Source organism: Algibacter sp. L3A6 (assembly GCF_009796825.1).
GTDB lineage: Bacteria > Bacteroidota > Bacteroidia > Flavobacteriales > Flavobacteriaceae > Algibacter.
This window is the reverse complement of the sequence record NZ_CP047030.1, coordinates 1015500-1035441: the sequence shown is the minus strand read 5'-3', so window position 1 is coordinate 1035441 and position 19942 is coordinate 1015500. Positions and strand designations below refer to the sequence as shown.

16 protein-coding genes are annotated in these 19942 nt (G+C 32.5%); 13 read left to right on the top strand and 3 right to left on the bottom strand.

What is annotated here, in order from left to right; translation table 11 throughout:
* Nucleotides 1-119: 119 nt before the first annotated feature.
* Together GQR98_RS04350 and GQR98_RS04345 are read left to right on the top strand one after the other, a co-directional pair.
* The gene (locus GQR98_RS04350) at nucleotides 120-1421 is read left to right on the top strand and encodes a DUF4270 family protein (RefSeq protein ID WP_159018445.1); all 1302 of its coding nucleotides are present in this window, start codon (nucleotides 120-122) and stop codon (nucleotides 1419-1421) included.
* Nucleotides 1411-2661, top strand: a complete 1251-nt coding sequence (locus tag GQR98_RS04345; RefSeq protein WP_159018444.1) for a hypothetical protein — start codon at nucleotides 1411-1413, stop codon at nucleotides 2659-2661. Before GQR98_RS04350 ends, GQR98_RS04345 begins: the two co-directional genes overlap by 11 nt.
* Before the next feature lie 153 nt (nucleotides 2662-2814).
* Here the strand turns inward: GQR98_RS04345 and GQR98_RS04340 are convergent, their stop codons facing one another.
* Both GQR98_RS04340 and GQR98_RS04335 read right to left on the bottom strand, forming a co-directional pair.
* A complete protein-coding gene (locus tag GQR98_RS04340) occupies nucleotides 2815-5319 on the bottom strand; it encodes a DUF5686 and carboxypeptidase-like regulatory domain-containing protein (protein ID WP_159018443.1) in 2505 nt (834 codons plus the stop codon).
* A gap of 151 nt (nucleotides 5320-5470) precedes the next feature.
* Nucleotides 5471-6448, bottom strand: coding sequence for a pyruvate dehydrogenase complex E1 component subunit beta (locus GQR98_RS04335; RefSeq protein ID WP_159018442.1), 978 nt, complete (start codon nucleotides 6446-6448; stop codon nucleotides 5471-5473).
* 507 nt (nucleotides 6449-6955) lie between these two features.
* Here GQR98_RS04335 and GQR98_RS04330 point away from each other — a divergent pair.
* The 9 genes from GQR98_RS04330 (at nucleotide 6956) to GQR98_RS04290 (ending at nucleotide 16702) form a co-directional block, all read left to right on the top strand.
* Entirely contained in the window at nucleotides 6956-7168 is a 213-nt protein-coding gene (locus GQR98_RS04330; protein WP_159018441.1) for a hypothetical protein, read from the top strand.
* Nucleotides 7169-7224: 56 nt separating this feature from the next.
* Nucleotides 7225-7935: a GLPGLI family protein gene (locus GQR98_RS04325; RefSeq protein ID WP_159018440.1), complete on the top strand. Its 711-nt coding sequence runs from the start codon at nucleotides 7225-7227 to the stop codon at nucleotides 7933-7935.
* Nucleotides 7936-8038: 103 nt separating this feature from the next.
* On the top strand, nucleotides 8039-8743 hold the full coding sequence (locus GQR98_RS04320; RefSeq protein ID WP_262885140.1) for a GLPGLI family protein: 705 nt from the start codon (nucleotides 8039-8041) through the stop codon (nucleotides 8741-8743).
* Nucleotides 8744-11416 carry a carboxypeptidase-like regulatory domain-containing protein gene (locus tag GQR98_RS04315; protein ID WP_159018438.1) on the top strand — a complete coding sequence of 891 codons (2673 nt, stop codon included), beginning with the start codon at nucleotides 8744-8746 and terminating at the stop codon, nucleotides 11414-11416.
* A gap of 203 nt (nucleotides 11417-11619) precedes the next feature.
* The gene (locus GQR98_RS04310; protein ID WP_042496682.1) at nucleotides 11620-12366 is read left to right on the top strand and encodes an electron transfer flavoprotein subunit beta/FixA family protein; all 747 of its coding nucleotides are present in this window, start codon (nucleotides 11620-11622) and stop codon (nucleotides 12364-12366) included.
* A gap of 104 nt (nucleotides 12367-12470) precedes the next feature.
* Entirely contained in the window at nucleotides 12471-13430 is a 960-nt protein-coding gene (locus GQR98_RS04305) for an electron transfer flavoprotein subunit alpha/FixB family protein (protein ID WP_159018437.1), read from the top strand.
* A 110-nt stretch (nucleotides 13431-13540) separates the two neighbouring features.
* Nucleotides 13541-14158 (top strand): bifunctional nuclease family protein, encoded by a 618-nt coding sequence (locus tag GQR98_RS04300; protein ID WP_042502640.1) that lies wholly within the window; start codon nucleotides 13541-13543, stop codon nucleotides 14156-14158.
* Between the two features lie 16 nt (nucleotides 14159-14174).
* On the top strand, nucleotides 14175-15710 hold the full coding sequence (locus GQR98_RS04295; RefSeq protein WP_233268073.1) for a NupC/NupG family nucleoside CNT transporter: 1536 nt from the start codon (nucleotides 14175-14177) through the stop codon (nucleotides 15708-15710).
* A 167-nt stretch (nucleotides 15711-15877) separates the two neighbouring features.
* Nucleotides 15878-16702, top strand: a complete 825-nt coding sequence (locus GQR98_RS04290; protein WP_159018436.1) for a thymidylate synthase — start codon at nucleotides 15878-15880, stop codon at nucleotides 16700-16702.
* Nucleotides 16703-16783: 81 nt separating this feature from the next.
* Here GQR98_RS04290 and GQR98_RS04285 read toward each other — a convergent pair whose 3' ends face one another.
* Nucleotides 16784-17080, bottom strand: coding sequence for an isoamylase early set domain-containing protein (locus GQR98_RS04285; RefSeq protein WP_042496690.1), 297 nt, complete (start codon nucleotides 17078-17080; stop codon nucleotides 16784-16786).
* Nucleotides 17081-17375: 295 nt separating this feature from the next.
* Here GQR98_RS04285 and GQR98_RS04280 point away from each other — a divergent pair, with 295 nt between their 5' ends.
* Nucleotides 17376-18302 (top strand): dihydrofolate reductase, encoded by a 927-nt coding sequence (locus GQR98_RS04280; protein WP_159018435.1) that lies wholly within the window; start codon nucleotides 17376-17378, stop codon nucleotides 18300-18302.
* A gap of 40 nt (nucleotides 18303-18342) precedes the next feature.
* Nucleotides 18343-19899 (top strand): NAD(P)/FAD-dependent oxidoreductase, encoded by a 1557-nt coding sequence (locus GQR98_RS04275; RefSeq protein WP_159018434.1) that lies wholly within the window; start codon nucleotides 18343-18345, stop codon nucleotides 19897-19899.
* The last annotated feature ends 43 nt before the right edge of the window (nucleotides 19900-19942 follow it).

Here is a 19942-nt window from a genome sequence, read left to right as displayed (position 1 = left end):
TGGCATGTTGGTCGGTTAAATAGGGGTATTGGCATACTAAAACAAGGCTTTTGTATAACATGTTTTATTTAAATGAAGTGTTTATTTAGGTTCGCATAAAAAAAAGATTTTATATGAAAATGAAACAGTTCTTTTCTGTGTCATTAATTCTTATGAGCCTAGCATTTTTTATGGCTTGTGAAGGAGATGATACCGCAGTTCCCGTGGGAGAAGATTGGATACAAGTAGATACTAAAGTCTACTTTATCGATTCTATGACGGTAAATGCTTCTACCTTTAAGTTCGATTCTATTGCGGTTTCTAATAGTAGTAGACTATTAGTTGGCGCTTATACCGATGACGTTTTCGGGAAAACTAAAGCAAAAAGTTATTTGCAATTGGCATACCCTTTTGAAAGTATTGATAATGAAGCAATTTACGATTCTATCGCGCTAATTTTAAAGTACGACAACTACTTTTATAACGACACTACGCAAACGCAAACCATTAACGTTTTTAATATTTTAGATGATATTAAAAGTGATGATGATTATTTTTATAACACAACCAATTTTGAGGCTAGTGAAACGGCTATCGGAACAAAAACATTTCAGCCTTACCCAATAAAAGAAGATTCGCTTCATATTACTATTAGCGACGTTTTTGGAAAGGAGTTATATGAAAAAATAAGAGATAATGAAATCACTACAAGCGATGAGTTTTTAAATCAATATAAAGGACTTTTAGTAAATCCAGACGATAGCAATTCTAGTGTTTTAGGGTTTGCAACTAGTAGTTTTTTGCGTTTATACTACTCGGAAGATGATGAGGTTGAAGTTGAGGATAGCCAAACTATGGAGTTTTACTTAAACTCTACCAACAGCTTTCATAATGTTTCTAGCGATTATATCGGAACTTATTTTTCAGATTTAGAAAGTGAAGAAACACAACTTTTTAGTACAGATACCGATGATAATAGTTTTGCACAATCGGGAACAGGTTTAGCGACTCGAATTGATATTCCTTATGTGGAACGCATTAATGATATTGAAGGAAATGGAAGCGTTTTAAATGCCAGTTTAAAGATTTCTATTAAGCAAAATTCATCTACCGATAACTTATCTATTCGCGATTCGTTAAGTGTATTTTTAATTGATAGAAAAGGAGATATTTACAGCACGCTTACCAATGCTGCTGGTGAAACTACTTATGGTCTTTTAGAGGCTTATGATGAAGAATTTAAAACCTTAACCTATTCTATTCCTGTTACGTATTTTCTAAACTTAAAGTTAGATGCCACGTATAATGATAATTTATATTTAGCTATTTACGGACAAGATTTCAATCAATCTGTTGACCGCTATATTTTTAATGGAGAAGAAGCTTCGAGCGAAGATTTAAAACTGAAACTAGAATTAACTTATGCCATTTATGAAGACTAAATATATAGCACTTTGCATCGTTTTACTTGTCTTTTCTGGTCAAGTTTTTGCTCAATCTAATGCCTTATCGAGTTCGCCTTATTCACTTTACGGTTTAGGTTTAACCAACGATATTGGGACAGGGAAAATAAATGGTTTAGGGAAATCGGGCATTGCCATACCATCGAGCACGTTTATTAATAACTCGAATCCGGCATCATTTGGAGCGATTCCTAAAAACGCTTTTTTCTACGATTTTGGTTTTAAAGGTGAAACTAATATTTCGGCAGAAGGAGCGAGTTCTAATTCTAGTATTACAGCCAATTTTTCTAACATTGGTATTGCTTTTCCTATTAACGAGAAATCTGGATTCGGTATAACCTTAATCCCGTTTACAAGTGTGGGATATACCATTTCTGGAATAGAAAGTTATATTGAAGGTAGTACAAATTTGTTTAATACAACAGTTGAAGGTGAAGGTGGAATAAACGATTTAAAGATGAATTATGGTTACTCGTTAACTGATGATTTTAGATTAGGAATAACAGCATCTGCGCTTTTTGGAAAAATTACCGAAACAGAAACCAACTATATTTTTGCCGACAGTTACAGCTCTATTTTAATAGATGAAGATAGTCGCTATTCAGGACTGCGTTTGGGTGCAGGATTTCAATACGATATAGCTAAAAATCTCTCCGTTGGTGGGGTGGTTAATTTACCAGCAACCCTTAGTGGTGATACAATTGGGACAACCACCATTTCCACCGACGTTACTACCGAGGTTTTTGAAACCGATTCTGATTTAGATGACTTTAAGTTGCCTTTAGAATTTGGTTTGGGTTTGCAAACTACACTTCAAGAAGCTTTTACGGTGAGTTTAGATTACAAGAAAAGTTTTTGGGATGATACCAATCAATCGGATCAAATAGGAACTTTTGTAGATCAAGATTTCTTTGGAGCTGGATTACAATTTAAAAGTAAAGGAAACCAATTAAAGTTTTTTAACCGCTTAGAGTATCGTGCAGGATTTAATTACGATAACGGAAATATTGAAATAGATAATACCCGAATTAGTAATTCTGCTATAAATTTTGGTATTGGTGTGCCATTAAAACGTGATACAAGTTCTATGATTAACTTTAGTTATTCTTATGGAAATAAAGGCACCATTTCAAGTGGTTTAATAAAGGAAAATTACCATTTATTTTCTATAAACTTAAGTTTAGAAGGTATTTGGTTTCAGAAACGTAAAATTTATTAAAAGGCTTCTTTGTGTCGTTTTTTATAAGAAGGTACTCAGGAAATTCTACTTCAATTTATAAGTTTTATATTTAAGCGCAAGCTTACTTAGTCACAAAAAAAACGCACAAAGACAACTACTGCCTTTGTGCGTTTTTTGTATATAAATAAGGTTCTAGAAGTTAAACCCGAAGCTTCCGGTAACTCCAAACTTTCTAGCGTCTGGATATTCAACTTCATTTAAGTAATTTCCTCTAAAATTAAAATCTATTCTAAAGACTTTAAAAATGTTTCCAATACCAAAACCATATTCGTAGTATGGCTTTTTAGACGGTGCTGCTAACGGAATACTATTTGGTAAACCTGTGTTACTTAATGCGAAGTTCTCATCAGACAACTCACCTATAACCCCACGGAAACTCACTATTTCTCTTAAATTTAGTTTACGTAAAAACGGGATTCTAGAAAATAAACGTCCGTTAAAATTATGTTCTAAATGTACAGATCCATAAGTGTCTGAAACAAACTCGTAAAAGTCCAATTGAGAAAAGGTATTGTATATTGAAAAATACGATTGGTTTCCTGGAATAACGCTTAATAAACCTAATGGTACTTCACCAAAGGTTTTACCTGCTTCTACCGTTGTGGTTAAGCGGCCAAAGCCACCAATTTGCCAAGGTTGGATATATGAGAACTGAAGTTTAGTATAGTTAAAATCTCCATCGAATATGGCTTTATCTCCCCGCGTTATTTGCGCAAAAAGGCGCGCATAATCATCGTTAGCATTTAAACGCTCTACACCAAAACCTGTCATTTTCCGTTTTGGAAAATAAGACATTGATAAAGACGATTCGAATTGTTTAATTTCCGATTCTAATCCATCAGGCGTATTGTAGTCTAAACTAAAGGTTGGAGATGCCGATTCTAAAGTACGGTAGTTACCACCTAATCTAAAAATAACATTGCGCCATGGTTCTGCTTCAACAGCTAAACTGGTTAAGTTTATAGAGGTTAACTTGTCGTTGGTGCTTGTGCCTACTACAGAAGATGATGCTAAGCTTCGTCCTAAAACATCAGAGCTTGTGGTTAAGCTCGCCCCAATTTGTTCTACATCGCGTCTGTTTCCTCCAGAAATAATTAAACGACTCTTTTTATCAACTAGCCATTTTCCAGAAATGCCATACTTTACTTTATCATCTCTAAAGCCATAAGCCATAAAACCTTCTAAACGCCATAAATCGTTTTTTCCAAAATATGTTCTACCACCTGCACGCAAGCGTAAACCTTCAACTTCATTAAATCCAAAGGTTGAAAATATTGGTCCGTAATCTAGAGGTAATGAGTTAAACTCGATATAACCTGAGGTTAAAATACTTCCTAAATTATATAGGCGTTTAAATTTTTTAACTGTTTTTAAAGTATCGAGCATTTTGTAAACACCTTGCTCATCTTTATTTAAACTTTCTAAACGATTTTCCGACCAAAAGGTATCATCACGATCGTAAACATCTTTATCGAAATTGTAAACTTCAACATCGTAGAATTTTTTATCTTTCTCTTTATCAAATACGTAATTGTTGTACAAAGTAGTACGCTTTCCGTAAACACCACGCGATTTTTCTTTTTTACTAAAAGCGAAATCACTCATCATGTAATCACGTTTCACTAAAAATAAAGAATCGTTTAGTACTTCAAATTCTTGTTCAATATAAATGTCTTTTACCCAGTTTATATTTGCGCTTTTTGAAGCTTGTAAATTAATTTCTTTAATAGCATAGGTAGTATCGGCAACCCAAAAATCTCCTTTAAAAGTCAGTTCGTTTTTTCTACGCGGATAGTAAATAATGTTGTAACACCATTTATTATCAATAAAAGAGCTATCGGATAGGACGTAGTTGTAAGTGTTAATACCTGTTTTAGATAAAGGACTTACAAAACTTTTATCGAAAAACTTAAGGTAGTTATCGTAAACATCAAAGTCGTTATAAAGGTCGTCTACAAAATCGATTATTATTTGGTTATCACTAAACCCAGAGTTTTTGTTTCCTTTTAAATCGTTTTTTTCTTTATTTATAATATTGTCGCCATAAACGGTAGATACAGCCTCGTTTATAAACATAGGTAAATAGGTTTTACCTGTAACATTAGAAGTATCAACTTGGTCGAAAACGAATTCCATACCTCTAAATAGCTTGCTTTTTATTAAGGCGCTGTCTATGGTGTTAATATCGAATTCTACTTTTTCGTATTTATCGTATTGGTATTGTTTAAACTGTTTTAAGCCATTGCTACGTTTGTTTTCCCAAATTTTACGAAGTAAATCTATGGCAGGGTTGTTTTTTTTAGATTGCTTGCCTGTAACAATCAATACTTGGTCTAAGGCAGAGGCTTCTTCTTTTAACGTGAAATTTAAATCGTAATTCACCTTTTTAGTTAAAGGCACATCTAGAGTTTCGTAACCTATAAAGGATACAATAAGGTTACTCCATGTTTCGTCAGATTCTAAATAGAATTTCCCGTTTTCATCGGTTATTGTTCCTTGGGTCGATCCTTTAAATAAGACGTTTGCAAAAGATACGGGCTCTTTATATTCGTCAAAAATATAACCGCTCACTTTGGTTTGCGCTACAATAGAAAGCAATCCAAAAAAGAAAAATAATAAAACTAATTTCGTTTTCATCAGGGGCATTTAGTATGTTTCATTTAAAAGAAGCTAATAGTCTGTCTGTAACAACGTTCCTTTCAAAAAAACAAATAGGTTATTTTATTATACGAAAAAACTTCACTAACAGTTGTGCTAATGAAGTTTTAATAACGTAAAATATGTTGTTTTATTTGTATAAAACTTTTTTCACAGCCTTTATAACCTCGTCTTTATTCGGTAACCATTCTTCTAAAAGAACAGGAGAATAAGGTGCAGGTGTATCTGCGGTGTTTATTTTGATAATTGGAGCGTCTAAATAATCGAAAGCTTCACTTTGTACTAAATAAGTAATTTCAGTAGCAACATTTCCAAAAGGCCATGCTTCTTCTAAAATAACTAATCTGTTTGTTTTCTTAACAGATTCTACAATTGCTTTTCTATCCATTGGACGAACGGTACGTAAATCGATAATTTCACAAGAAATACCTTCTTTCTCTAATTCGTCTGCAGCTTTGTAAGCTTCTTTTATAATTTTACCAAAAGAAACAATAGTAACATCGGTACCTTCACGCTTAATGTCGGCAACACCTAATGGAATAATGTATTCACCTTCTGGCACTTCACCTTTATCACCATACATTTGCTCACTTTCCATAAAAATAACCGGATCGTCGTCGCGAATAGATGCTTTTAAAAGTCCTTTTGCGTCATAAGGATTAGATGGCACAACAACTTTTAAACCAGGTGTGTTAGCAAACCAGTTCTCAAAAGCTTGTGAGTGTGTTGCTCCTAATTGTCCTGCAGAACCTGTTGGTCCACGAAAAACAATAGGGCAGTTAAATTGCCCACCAGACATTTGTCTAATTTTTGCTGCGTTGTTTATAATTTGATCAATTCCTACTAAAGAGAAGTTAAATGTCATGTATTCTACAATCGGGCGGTTACCTGTCATGGTAGAACCAATTGCTATACCTGCAAAACCAAGCTCTGCAATTGGTGTATCAATAACACGTTTTGCTCCAAACTCATCTAGCATTCCTTTCGATGCTTTGTAAGCACCATTATATTCAGCTACTTCCTCGCCCATTAAGTAAATGCTTTCGTCACGACGCATTTCTTCACTCATGGCTTCACAAATGGCTTCTCTAAATTGAATTGTCTTCATTCTATCTATTTTAAATCAAGTTGCTAAATTAAAAATTTTCTACGAGAAAAATATTGTTTTTTTCACTTTGATTTATGGAAATTTTCAAGTCGGGAGTAAGTGCTGTGTTTTTTTATTAAATTATTAGTAAAAAAAACTATTTTCAAACAAATATTAGTAGCGCAATTTTTGTTTTTAGATGAGAAATTCAGAAAAACGTAAAATTTAATATTTTCTTATAGTTAAATACTTAGTTTATTGTTTTAATAAGCTTACAGAGTCTAATGAGTTTTTGTTATTATTCTTACTTTGTTAAGTAAGTACTTCTATCCATAATATTTTTTGTAACGAAAAAATAAAAGATGAAATTATGTAGAGAGCCTAACAGGAAGGGCTATAAGACTGAAATTTATATGTTGAAATCTTAAAAAGAAATAAAATACATTCAATTAATGTAGGTAAAAACTTGTATGTTCGTTTTTTTTTTTTTTTTACTTCGTTCAAAATTAGTCTTTAAATCAAGTAATTATGAAAAAAACTATTTTAAATGTATTTGCGGTTTTATTTATCTCATCTTTAGCTTTTGCTAATAGCAGTGAAGTCGATAAGAAAACTAATAGAGTAACAAGTGACGATGATGTTTGGATTTGTTATACAAGTAATGTTACAGAAGAAGAAGATATAATGACAGGGGAAGTAGTAGTGACTAAAACTACGAAATGTATTTGGTTCAATATGTAAAATAACAATAACAGCAAGCTTTTTATAGGCTTGTTGTTATTAATTATAAAATTTATATGAATAGAAATAGTTGTTTACTAGTATTACTGATATTATCAAATTTTTCTGTTTTTTCACAATCCTTAAAAGGTGTTGTTTCAAAAACGAATATTAGAAGTGCTGCTGGTAATACCGAAATAAGTGATAAGGTAAAAAAGCCAAAATATTATGGTTATACTTACAGTAATGGTGTTTCGCTACTCAAATTAATTTCTAATGAAGGTACTACTATTGATACTACTTTTGTTGGAGATGAAAAATTAAAGGATAAAGGGCTCGAAACGGTATATACATATATAAAATCTCACGAGGAGAATTATTATAAAAACTTTAATACTAATCTTTATAGATTAGAAGTTTCAAAAAGAAATAAAAATCAAATAAATAAAAATGTTAGTATAAAAGATACTATACCTGTTTATAACTGGAGTTTAGAAAACCTAAACCAAACTATTGCTGGGTATAATTGTAAAAAAGCAACAACAATAAAGACAGTTGGCCCAAGAGTTATTAATATTACGGCTTGGTATTGTGAAGATCTTCCTATTAGCGATGGGCCAATGGACTACAGCGGCTTACCGGGTATGATTTTACAAATAGAGGTCGAAAAAAACACCATTATAAAATTTGAAAAATTAAAATATTTTAAAAGCGAAAATATCGAAATAGTCGAGCCTACAAATAAAACTAAAATGCTTACTATTCAGGAATATATTAAGACGCGCTGAATGGTGGTTAAATGAGTTTGTATGAAATAAATTGGGTTAAGACAGTTTGTTGTTTGACTTGGAATGTGGTATAACCAATATATTCTATTACTATAAAATCTATATGAATAAAAAGAGATGTTTATTGCTATTATTAGTATTATTAAATTTTTTGACTTTTGCACAAACTTTAAAAGGTATTGTTACAAATACTTCGGTTAAGGGGGTTGGGGACGATACAGAACTAAGTGATAAGGCAAAAAAGCCAACATATTATGGTTATACTTACAGTAATGGTGTTTCGTTACTCAAATTAATTTCTAATGAAGGTACTACTATTGATACTACTTTTGTTGGAGATGAAAAATTAAAGGATAAAGGGCTCGAAACGGTATATACATATATAAAATCTCACGAGGAGAATTATTATAAAAACTTTAATACTAATCTTTATAGATTAGAAGTTTCAAATAAAAATCAAATAAATAAAAATGTTAGTATAAAAGATACTATACCTGTTTATAACTGGAGTTTAGAAAACCTAAACCAAACTATTGCTGGGTATAATTGTAAAAAAGCAACAACAATAAAGACAGTTGGCCCAAGAGTTATTAATATTACGGCTTGGTATTGTGAAGATCTTCCTATTAGCGATGGGCCAATGGACTATAGCGGCTTACCGGGTATGATTTTGCAAATAGAGGTCGAAAAAAACACCTTTATAAAATTTGAAAAATTAAAATATTTTAAAGGCGAAAATATGGAAATAGCCGAGCCTACAAATAAAACTAAAATGCTTACCGTTCAGGAATATATTAAGAATAGATAAATGAAAGGCAAATTTAGTTGTAACAAATATGTAAATAAAATTAAGCAGTATATCTGCTTTTTTTTATTTGTACCTTTTTCATTATTTGGGCAAGATTATGTTGTTAACGGAACCATTATAAACGAGGATTCTTTAGCAATTGAAGGCGCAAATGTTATTATCAAAAATTTTGACGGTAACACCATTGCTTTTGGAGCATCGAACAAAGATGGTTTTTTTAATGTAAAAATAGATTCAGGAAATTATATCCTAAAAATAAGCAATTTGGGCTATAAGGCGAATGAGCAAAATATTAGCTTAAAAAGTTCCGATTTAGATTTGGGATTAATAGTGCTAACAGAGAGTAATACAGAGTTGGATGAAGTGATATTAAAAGCTGACAATAATGGCGTTTTCCAAAAAGGAGATAAAACACTTTATAAAATTGATAAATTTTTAAATGGTACTGAAGAGAATTTAAAAGATATTATTACAAAACTGCCAGGTTTAGGTATAAACGATAATGGAAAAATTACCGCAAATGGCAAAACAATTGATAAACTGCTTGTGGATGGGGAAGATTTATTTAAGAGTCAGCATCAATTGGCAACAGAAAACCTATCATCAGAGATGGTGAAAAATGTTGAGTTAATAAGAAATTATAAAGATTTTGAATCTGTCACAAAAAACGATAATACAGGTGTAACCGCTTTAAATGTTAATATTAAAGAAGATTTTAAAAATAAATTCACCGGTAATGTAGAAGCTTACGTAGGTGTAAAAGATAAATACAAACTTAATCTTCCTGTTTTTAATTTTCATAAAAAAATTAAATTCACAGCGCTAACCAATATTAATAATACAGGGGAATCTCCTATTGGTGTTGAAGACTATTTTAGTCTAATAGAGGGCTCTGAAACTAAATCAAGTAGTGGAGATAGTGAAGTAACATTTACAAATTTAGAAGATGTGCCAAGGTTTGTAATTGCAGGAGATAAGGTGAAATCTAGATCAAACAAGTTTTTAAGTGTTAGCTCTATTTTTAACGTAAATAAAAAAGCTAAAATTGATTTTTATAGCATTTTTAATAACACAAATCAAGAAGAATCTTTTTTTAGAAACACCATTTTAAACCCTTCTTTAGAGGCTATTAAAATTAATGAACAAAATTTGACTACAGAAGCAAATTATTTTGCAGCTCTAAAATTAAAGTCAATTTATAGATTTAATAATCAAACAGTTTTAAGCTTTAATAATAATTTAAGTATAGATAATACAAATCAAAACAATCGTATTGAAAATAATTTCGATGATGGTGTGCAATTTATTGAAGAAAACTATCATCCCAAAAAAACAGTATTCAACTCAAACTTATCTTTTAAAAAGAATTTGAATATTAGCACATTGACTTCAAATTTGTTTTTCAATTATAATAAAAGCGAAAATGATATTAGAATCAATTCAGATGACGCGTTTTTAGATTTAGATTTTGAAAATAATATGTTTTCTATTGATCAAAATTTTTATAAAGATTCAAAAGAAGTTGGGTTTAATCTAGACTACACAATAAGAAGAGAAAAAACAAGTGTTAAGTTTTTTTTAGAAAGTATTTATAGCAATAGCCAGTTGTTTTCAGAAGTAAGAAATCAATTAGCTTTTAATAATGATTTAACGCTAAGTAGATTTTCAAATACTATCGGAACAGAATTCACTTTTAGAATAAACCAGGTTTTAAGTTACTCTTTAGGTGTTGGTTTTAATGATGTTTATAATAAGTTTAATAGCGAGCCTGATGCTGTTAATTATTTAGATGTTAAATCTTCTATTAAAGCAGTGTTTTCTAGTAATAAAATAGCTAAACTGTCTTATAATTATTCTAATGCAACTACAACTATCGATAATTTAATTGATGAGAATATTATTAAAAATTATCGTAATTTAACTATAAATGAAAATGTATTATTTAACGATATATTTCCTTACCATCAATTTAATTTAAGCCAATTCGTATTTAATGCTAAAAGGAAATCATCGTTTATATTTAATTCCTCGCTTAATATAAAGAACAAGTCCGTTAATAATAATTTCTTAAACGCTTCTAATGTCTCAATTTCGAAAAACGTTGTAATCGATAAAGATAAAACGTTTAATACTTTTGTGTTTTTTGATAAAGAGTTTAAGGGTTTACCTCTTTCTTTTTCCGGTAGCCTGTCTTATGACTTTTCAGAAAAAGATTATTTTCAAAATAGTGTGAAAAGCATATTTAAAAATGAAAACATATCTAGCCTTTTAAAAATTAATTCAACTTTTAAAAATTCTCCAGTATACTTCGATATAGGCTATAAATACTCGAAAAGTATCTTTTATAATAACGAGAATAAATCGAATTTATTAATTGCTAAACCTTATTTAAATTTAAATGGAAACTTTTTAAAAGAATGGTCTTGGAATTTAAATTCAATGTATAATATATATAGAACATCTAATGTTGAAAGGGATTTGTTTTCGTTAAGTCCAAAACTTAAATACAAAAAGAAAGGCTCGATTTGGGAGTTCAGCCTTATTGGAGATAATATTTTTAATTTAACAAATCAGAACATTATTGAGAATATAGGCAGCGCTAATGTTTTAGATCAAAGAGTAACTTCTATTTTAAGCGGGTATGTATTGTTTGGCGTTAAAGCAAAGTTTTAACGATAGAATCATGATAAACAGAAGAGTATGGTGCTATCAGTTATATACTGTCTTGAATAAAATATTTGCAATATTAAATTGTTAATTAAAGAAGGAAATTAAAATAAAAACAAAAATTTATTATGCATGCATAGTATTTTTCGAAATAAAATAATTAACTTCGTAAACTCAAACAAACATATTCTTACTAAATAGCGATTATTATGAAAATATTAGTGTGCATTAGCCACGTTCCCGATACCACTTCTAAGATTAATTTTACAGAAGACAATACTAAGTTTGATGCCAATGGCGTACAATTTGTGATAAATCCTTATGATGAATTTGGTTTAACACGTGCCATGTGGTTTAAGGAAAAACAAGGTGCCAGTGTAGATGTTGTAAATGTTGGTGGTCCAGAAACCGAGCCTACATTACGTAAAGCTTTGGCTATTGGTGCAGACGCTGCAATACGCATAAATACAGTAGCTACCGATGCTTTTTCTGTAGCTAAGCAATTAGCCCATGTTGTTAGTAATGGTGGTTACGATTTAGTTATTGCTGGTCGTGAATCTATTGATTACAATGGCGGAATGGTGCCTGGTATGCTTGCGGCTTTAACTAATGCAAATTTTGTAAATAGCTGTATTGGTTTAGAAATAGACGGTACAAGTGCTAAAGCGGTTAGAGAAATCGATGGTGGTAAAGAAACCGTTTCTACAAGTTTACCATTAGTAGTTGGTGGACAAAAAGGATTGGTAGAAGAAAGTGATTTACGTATTCCAAATATGCGTGGTATTATGATGGCTCGTAAAAAACCATTAACAGTATCAGAACCTGTAGAAGCTTCTCCTGAAACACAATCTGTTTCTTTTGAAAAACCAGCTCCAAAAGGTGCAGTTACTTTGGTTTCTCCAGATAATTTAGACGAGTTGGTAAGCTTACTTCATAACGAAGCTAAGGTTATTTAAAGAAAAGGATTAAGTCTGAGTTTAATTTCAGAGTCTTTTCAAGTTTACAAAATCATTAATGATATTTTCACTTTCGTGGAAATTAAAAAAATAAAGAATATATTATGTCAGTTTTAGTATATACAGAATCAGAACAAGGTCACTTTAAAAAAGCAGCGTTAGAAGTTGCTTCTTATGCAAAAGCCGTAGCAGACCAATTAGGCACAACTGTTACAGCTATTAGCGTAAATGCCGCAGATACATCTGTTTTAGGGAATTACGGAGTAGATAAAGTGTTACATGTTAATAATGATAAATTAAATAGTTTTAACGCTAATGCTTATGCACATGTTATTAAGCAAGCGGCCGAAAACGAAAGTGCTAAAGTTATTATTATCAGCTCTAGTGCCGATAGTAAATATTTAGCACCACTTTTAGCGGTAGGATTAAATGCAGGTTACGCTTCTAATGTTGTAGCAGCACCATCTAGCACAAGTCCTTTTACTGTTAAACGTCCCGCTTTTACAAATAAAGCTTTCGAAAACACGCAAATAAATACCGAAGTTAAAATCATTGGCGTTTCTAATAATGCATTTGGTTTAGTAGAAAATAGTGGTAGCGCTTCCGCGGAAGATTTTTCGCCTGCCATTCCAGAATTTGCTGTAAACGTTGAGTCTGTAGATAAAGCCACAGATAAAGTAACTATTGCAGATGCAGAAATTGTAGTCTCTGGTGGTCGTGGATTAAAAGGTCCTGAAAACTGGGGAATGATTGAAGAATTGGCCGAAGTTTTAGGTGCAGCAACAGCTTGCTCTAAACCAGTGTCAGATTTAGGATGGAGACCACATAGTGAACACGTTGGGCAAACAGGAAAACCTGTAGCGTCTAATTTGTATATCGCTATCGGAATCTCTGGTGCTATTCAGCATTTAGCAGGTATTAATGCTTCTAAAGTGAAAGTTGTCGTTAATACAGATCCAGAAGCGCCGTTTTTTAAAGCAGCCGATTACGGAGTAGTTGGAGATGCTTTTCAGGTTATTCCAGAACTCATCGAGAAATTAAAAGCTTTCAAAGCGCAGCAATAACATATTTTTTTTTAAATTGTAATAATATTCAGAACTGATTAAATTAGAATTTATCCATCATGCAGTTGGTAAAGTCCTAATTTAAACAGTTCTTTGCGTTTTTATTAATTATGAGTTTAGTAAGATTAAACATAAAGGGGATTTCCTATAGTCAAACCCAAAATGGTGCGTATGCATTAATTTTAAATGAAGTAGATGGCGACCGCAAACTCCCTATAGTTATTGGGGCTTTCGAGGCGCAATCTATTGCTATTGCTTTAGAGAAAGAAATTAGTCCTCCAAGACCCTTAACACATGATTTATTTAAAAATTTTGCAGACCGCTTCGATATTGTTGTAAAACAAGTTATTATCCATAAGCTTGTAGATGGCGTTTTTTATTCAAGTTTAATTTGCGAACGCGATAAAATTGAAGAAATAATCGATGCCAGAACTAGTGATGCTATAGCTTTAGCACTTCGCTTTCAAGCTCCAATTTTTACGTTTAAAAACATTCTTGATAAAGCGGGTATTTACTTAAAAGTGAATCCTAAAAAAGAGGATGATGATACGGAAGATAATATTTTGATGGATGAGTTGGTTGCAAATGAGCTTGAGCCTCAAGAACCAGGAGAAAACTACAAAGCAAAATCTATCGAAGAACTTCACAACTTACTAGAAGAAGCTGTTTCGAATGAAGATTATGAAAAGGCAGCACATATTCGTGATGAAATTTCCAAAAGAGAATAATACCTAAGTCTATAATATGAATAAGTTGTTTTTGATTACTGTTGCTTTTTTTTTAGTTCTAACTACAACATTAACGGCACAGGATGTAAACGAAACAATAACTGCCGAAATTAGCCAAACTACAGATTCTGTTAGCAATGCTCTGCAAGATTCGGTAGTGGTTACTAAAGCAGAATTAAATGTCGCTCAAGTTGTCGAGTCTGTACAACCAGAACCGCAAGTAGCAACTGCAACTATAATACCTAGCCAAGGGTTTACTTTAAACAGTTTATGGCGTGGTGTTTTAGGTATGGTTACGCTTATTTTTGTAGCGTTTCTTTTTAGTAGCAATAGAAAGGCTATTGACTGGAAAATTGTTGTTGTCGGTTTAGCTTTTCAACTTTTAATTGCTATAGGCGTTTTAAAAGTAGAATTTATAAAAACTATTTTTGAATTTATTGGAGGCTTATTTGTAAACGTACTCGATTTTACAAGAGCTGGAAGTAAGTTTCTTTTCGAAGGTTTAGTGGTAGATATGGATACGTTCGGATTTATTTTCGCGTTCCAAGTGCTACCAACTATTATATTCTTTTCTGCATTAACATCTGTTTTATTTTATTTAGGTATCATTCAGCGCGTCGTAAAGGCTATGGCTTGGTTGCTTTCAAAAACATTAAAAATTTCGGGAGCCGAAAGTTTAAGTGTTGCCGGAAATATTTTTTTAGGCCAAACAGAAGCGCCACTTTTAATTAAGGCGTATTTGGAGAAAATGAATAAATCTGAAATGCTATTGGTAATGATCGGTGGTATGGCAACCGTTGCGGGAGCAGTATTGGCTGCATACATTGGTTTTTTAGGTGGCGATGATGCTGAGTTAAGATTATTCTATGCAAAACACTTGTTAGCAGCCTCTGTTATGGCAGCGCCAGGTGCTATTGTAATTTCAAAAATATTATTCCCTCAAACAGAAGAAGTAAATACCGATGTTTCTGTTTCTCAAGAAAAAATAGGATCTAACTTTTTAGATGCTATTGCAAATGGAACTACCGAAGGCTTAAAACTAGCCGTGAATGTTGGTGCTATGTTATTAGTGTTTGTGGCTTTTATAGCTATGTTTAACGGTATTCTTGGCTGGGTTGGAGATGTAACATCTGTAAACAGTTGGATTGCTAGTAACACATCCTACGCTAAATTATCTATCGAACTTATTTTAGGTTATGCCTTTGCGCCGCTTATGTGGCTTATTGGTGTAGCTAAAGAGGATATGGCTTTAATGGGGCAGCTTTTAGGTATTAAATTGGCAGCTAGTGAATTTATTGGGTACATACAATTGCGCGATTTAAAAAATGCGGCAAATGCTACCCATTTAAGTTACGAGAAATCGATAATTATGGCAACCTACATGCTTTGTGGGTTTGCTAATTTTGCTTCTATTGGTATCCAAATTGGTGGTATTGGTTCGCTTGCTCCAGGGCAACGTAAAACCTTATCCAAATTTGGTATGAAAGCACTTATTGGTGGTACCATTGCTTCTTTAATCTCAGCAACTATTGCTGGAATGATTATTGGGTAAACAATTCCTGCGAAGACAGTAACTTTACAAAAGTATACAGCTTAATTTTTACAGAAGATTAAATAAACAATTGTTTTTACTAATTTTGTTACTAACTATTTGTAGTTATTTCAAGGTAATAAACAATCACTAAATAATAGAACCCTGTTTCTGCAGGAGCGATAATTATGAAACAATATCACGACTTAGTAAAACACGTTTTAGAAAACGGAAACGAAAAGGGAGACCGCACGGGTACAGGCACAAAAAGTGTTTTTGGATACCAAATGCGCTTCGATTTAAGTGAAGGTTTTCCGATGGTAACCACCAAAAAACTGCATTTAAAATCTATCATTTATGAGCTGCTTTGGTTCTTAAAAGGTGATACCAATACCAAATATTTAACCGAAAACGGTGTGCGCATTTGGAATGAATGGGCCGATGAAAATGGAGATCTGGGGCCTGTTTACGGGCATCAATGGCGTAACTGGAATAGTGATGAAATTGATCAAATTAAAGAAGTAATCCATAGTTTAAAAACCAACCCAAACAGTCGTAGAATGTTGGTTTCTGCTTGGAATCCTTCTGTTTTACCAGATAATTCAAAATCTTTTAGTGAAAATGTGGCGAACGGAAAAGCTGCGTTGCCTCCATGTCACGCGTTTTTTCAATTTTATGTGGCTAATGGTAAATTGTCTTGTCAGCTTTATCAGCGTAGTGCAGATATCTTTTTAGGTGTACCATTCAATATTGCTTCTTATGCCTTATTCACCATGATGATGGCTCAGGTTTGCGGTTACGAGGCTGGTGAGTTTATTCATACCTTTGGAGATGCGCATATTTATAGTAATCATTACGAGCAATTAGAGCTGCAATTATCTAGAGATATTCGTCCGTTGCCAACAATGAAGATGAATCCTGAAATTAAAGACATTTTTGATTTCGATTTTGATGATTTCACTTTAGAAGGTTACGATCCACATCCACATATAAAAGGAAAAGTAGCGATTTAAGATTCGTGAGAGATAAAACATAAAAAAAGGGCTTCTAAAATTTTTTAGAAGCCCTTTTTTTATACCGTATTGATATGGTAATTAAACACTAACAACGCTATTCTCAGCAGAAGCGTAATCGCTCCAAACATAAGAGTCTGCAGCAGAGTCGTTAACGTAATCTCCGTCAACTATATATTTGAATTCATAAGAATTCTCAGCATCTAAATCAACAGTGCCTTTAAATGTTCCGTTCTTTAATTTTTTTAACGGTGTTGCTTTTTCGTTCCATTCATTAAAGCTCCCAACAATAGAAACTTTTTTTGCCTCCTCAGCTTCAATAGTAAAAGTTACTTTACAAACTGGTTTGCTTTTTAAATATTGTTTTTTAATAGCCATAGTAAAATATGTTGTTTTATTCTACAAATTTATAAAAGTTTATTAACTCATAATCATTTAAACGCCTTAACATCAAAAAATTATCAATTTAATAATATGGGTTCTAATTATTTCATGGTAAATAATAAAATTAGGCTGAATTTTATATTATTAGCAATCGTTAAATCGGCTTTTTGCTTGATTTTCAATTAGTTTTAGAGCTTATTAAGCTAGTGTTTCTCTAAAATATGACTAATTAAATAAACTTCGGCATATCATTAAAATGTTATAACTTTACATCTATTATTTTTACATCATGTTCGGAAAAAAAAGACCCACTCCACAAATAGATAAAGACCAATTAGAGCTTATAGAAAATGCTCAAAAACGCATTAGGCAAAAGAAAGGATTGTACATTCATTTTGTTATATTTCTTCTTGGTGCTGTTTTTTTAATAATTGCTAATACCGTTTTAGGTATTGGTAAAGAGGTTACTTTTTTTGGTAAAGAATGGTTTTTATACGCTATTCTAGCGTGGTCGTTTTTCTTTGTATATCATTTAATTACTGTGTTTGTTACTCATAAATTTATGGGTAAAGCTTGGGAAAAAGAACAATTAGAAAAACTTGTAGCAAAACAGCAAGTACGTATTGAAGCTTTAAAAAGCACTTTAGATAAAGAAGAGAAACTTATTGTGAAAAGTGAGGTTTTTAAAAGTGAACAGAAGGTAAAAGAAGCTATAAGTACAGGTAAGCAAGAACTTACTATTATTGTCGCTGCAGCGGAAAACGATGCTATAGGAAAAGGCAATAAACTTATTTGGCATTTAAGTGATGATTTAAAACGATTTAAAAGCTTAACAAATGGCCATCATATCATTATGGGGCGCAAAACATTTGAGAGTTTCCCAAAGCCATTACCAAACCGTACACATGTTGTAATTACAAGACAAACAGATTACAAAGCGCCAGAAGGTGTAATATTAGTTAATAGTTTAGAAGAAGCTATTGAGGCTTCTAAAAGCGATGTGCAACCCTACATTATTGGTGGTGGTGAAATCTATAAGCAAGCCATGGCAGTTGCTGATAAAATTGAATTAACACGTGTACATGAAAGCTTTGATGCCGATACTTTTTTTCCGGAAGTAGATACTTCAATTTGGAAAGAAACAGCGCATAAATTTCATAATAAAGATGATAAGCACGATTATGAATTTACGTTTTTAACTTACGAAAGAAAATAGAAAAGCAAAAGGTTTGTTGCTTTAGAGAACTTCAATATTTATGGTGAAAGAAATTCAACTTCGTATTACATTAAAAGAAGAAGAACGTAGTGATATTCTAGTTTTAAAGGCTGCTTTAAAGTTAGAAATAGATCGAAAAGATATTACAGGAGTAAAAGTTTTAAGAAAATCTATTGATGCTCGAAAGGCTAAGATTATGCTGAACTATAAAGTAGCTGTTTATATTCGAGAAGCTCTGCCAAAAACATCCGATTATACTTTTGATTATAAAGATGTATCTAAGGCGAAACCAGTTCATATCATTGGTTTTGGTCCTGCAGGGATGTATGCGGCGTTGCGTTGTATTGAACTTGGCTTTAAACCTATTGTTTTAGAGCGCGGAAAAAATGTGAAAGATCGTCGTCGCGATTTAAAAGCAATAAATCAAGATCATTTTGTAAACGAAGATTCTAACTATTGCTTTGGTGAAGGTGGAGCAGGAACTTACAGCGATGGTAAACTTTACACCCGAAGTTTAAAGCGTGGTGATGTACGCCGTATTTTTGAGAATTTAGTTTTTCATGGCGCAACCGATCAAATTTTGGTCGATGCACATCCGCATATAGGAACAAATAAACTCCCGAAAGTGGTTCAAAATATTCGAGAAACCATATTGAATTATGGTGGAGAAGTTCATTTTGAAACCCGAGTTACCGATTTTGTTATTAAAGATAATAGCATAAAGGCCATTCAGCTTTTAAATAAAGAAGAAATGCCTGTTGATAAGGTTATTCTAGCAACAGGGCATTCGGCTAGAGATATTTTTTATTTATTAGATAAAAAGGACATCGCTTTAGAGGCCAAATCCTTTGCTATGGGCGTTCGTGTAGAACATCCGCAACATATTATCGATTCTATTCAATACCATTGTTCTGGCGCTCGTCATGAACTTTTACCAGCCGCATCTTACGGGTTAGTACAGCAGGTTAACGAACGTGGTGTGTACTCATTTTGTATGTGTCCTGGCGGATTTATTGTGCCGGCAGCTACAGCAAATGGAGAAGTTGTTGTAAATGGTATGTCGCCGTCTAAACGGAATAATCTATATGCCAATTCTGGTATTGTAGTAGAAATAGATGTTAATAAAGATTTACCTAAATATGAGCAATTTGGAGCGTTAAAAGGTTTGGAATATCAGAAGAATTTAGAACGTTTGGCCTTTACGGCTGGCGGAAGAAGTCAGGTAGCGCCAGCACAACGTTTAACTGATTTTGTGGAAGGTAATTTATCTTCAAGTTTAAATGATACATCATACCAACCGGGATTAAATTCGGCGCCTTTACATTCGCTTTTACCGAAATTAATCGGGAGTAGGTTACGAAAAGGCTTTCAAGCATTCGGACAAAAAATGAATGGTTATTATACAGAAGAAGCCAATGTGGTTGGTGTAGAATCTAGAACATCATCACCAGTTTCTATTCCTCGAAAAGAGAGTTTAGCACATCCTCAAATTTCCAATTTATTTCCTTGCGGAGAAGGTGGAGGTTATGCAGGTGGTATTGTTTCTGCGGCTATGGATGGTGAACGTTGTGCGGAAGCAGCAACGGGTAATTTATAGATTGCTAGGCAGGATTTATTTTATTGTTAATACCGCTAAAATC

Excerpts from the sequence above, each read along its gene's own strand:
- GQR98_RS04335 (WP_159018442.1), bottom strand. The coding sequence starts at position 6,448 with ATGAAGACAATTCAATTTAGAGAAGCCATTTGTGAAGCCATGAGTGAA.
- GQR98_RS04330 (WP_159018441.1), top strand. The coding sequence starts at position 6,956 with ATGAAAAAAACTATTTTAAATGTATTTGCGGTTTTATTTATCTCATCT.
- GQR98_RS04305 (WP_159018437.1), top strand. The coding sequence starts at position 12,471 with ATGTCAGTTTTAGTATATACAGAATCAGAACAAGGTCACTTTAAAAAA.
- GQR98_RS04290 (WP_159018436.1), top strand. The coding sequence starts at position 15,878 with ATGAAACAATATCACGACTTAGTAAAACACGTTTTAGAAAACGGAAAC.
- GQR98_RS04280 (WP_159018435.1), top strand. The coding sequence starts at position 17,376 with ATGTTCGGAAAAAAAAGACCCACTCCACAAATAGATAAAGACCAATTA.
- GQR98_RS04320 (WP_262885140.1), top strand. The coding sequence starts at position 8,039 with ATGAATAAAAAGAGATGTTTATTGCTATTATTAGTATTATTAAATTTT.
- GQR98_RS04285 (WP_042496690.1), bottom strand. The coding sequence starts at position 17,080 with ATGGCTATTAAAAAACAATATTTAAAAAGCAAACCAGTTTGTAAAGTA.
- GQR98_RS04350 (WP_159018445.1), top strand. The coding sequence starts at position 120 with ATGAAACAGTTCTTTTCTGTGTCATTAATTCTTATGAGCCTAGCATTT.
- GQR98_RS04325 (WP_159018440.1), top strand. The coding sequence starts at position 7,225 with ATGAATAGAAATAGTTGTTTACTAGTATTACTGATATTATCAAATTTT.
- GQR98_RS04340 (WP_159018443.1), bottom strand. The coding sequence starts at position 5,319 with ATGAAAACGAAATTAGTTTTATTATTTTTCTTTTTTGGATTGCTTTCT.
- GQR98_RS04295 (WP_233268073.1), top strand. The coding sequence starts at position 14,175 with ATGAATAAGTTGTTTTTGATTACTGTTGCTTTTTTTTTAGTTCTAACT.
- GQR98_RS04315 (WP_159018438.1), top strand. The coding sequence starts at position 8,744 with ATGAAAGGCAAATTTAGTTGTAACAAATATGTAAATAAAATTAAGCAG.
- GQR98_RS04300 (WP_042502640.1), top strand. The coding sequence starts at position 13,541 with ATGAGTTTAGTAAGATTAAACATAAAGGGGATTTCCTATAGTCAAACC.
- GQR98_RS04310 (WP_042496682.1), top strand. The coding sequence starts at position 11,620 with ATGAAAATATTAGTGTGCATTAGCCACGTTCCCGATACCACTTCTAAG.
- GQR98_RS04345 (WP_159018444.1), top strand. The coding sequence starts at position 1,411 with ATGAAGACTAAATATATAGCACTTTGCATCGTTTTACTTGTCTTTTCT.
- GQR98_RS04275 (WP_159018434.1), top strand. The coding sequence starts at position 18,343 with ATGGTGAAAGAAATTCAACTTCGTATTACATTAAAAGAAGAAGAACGT.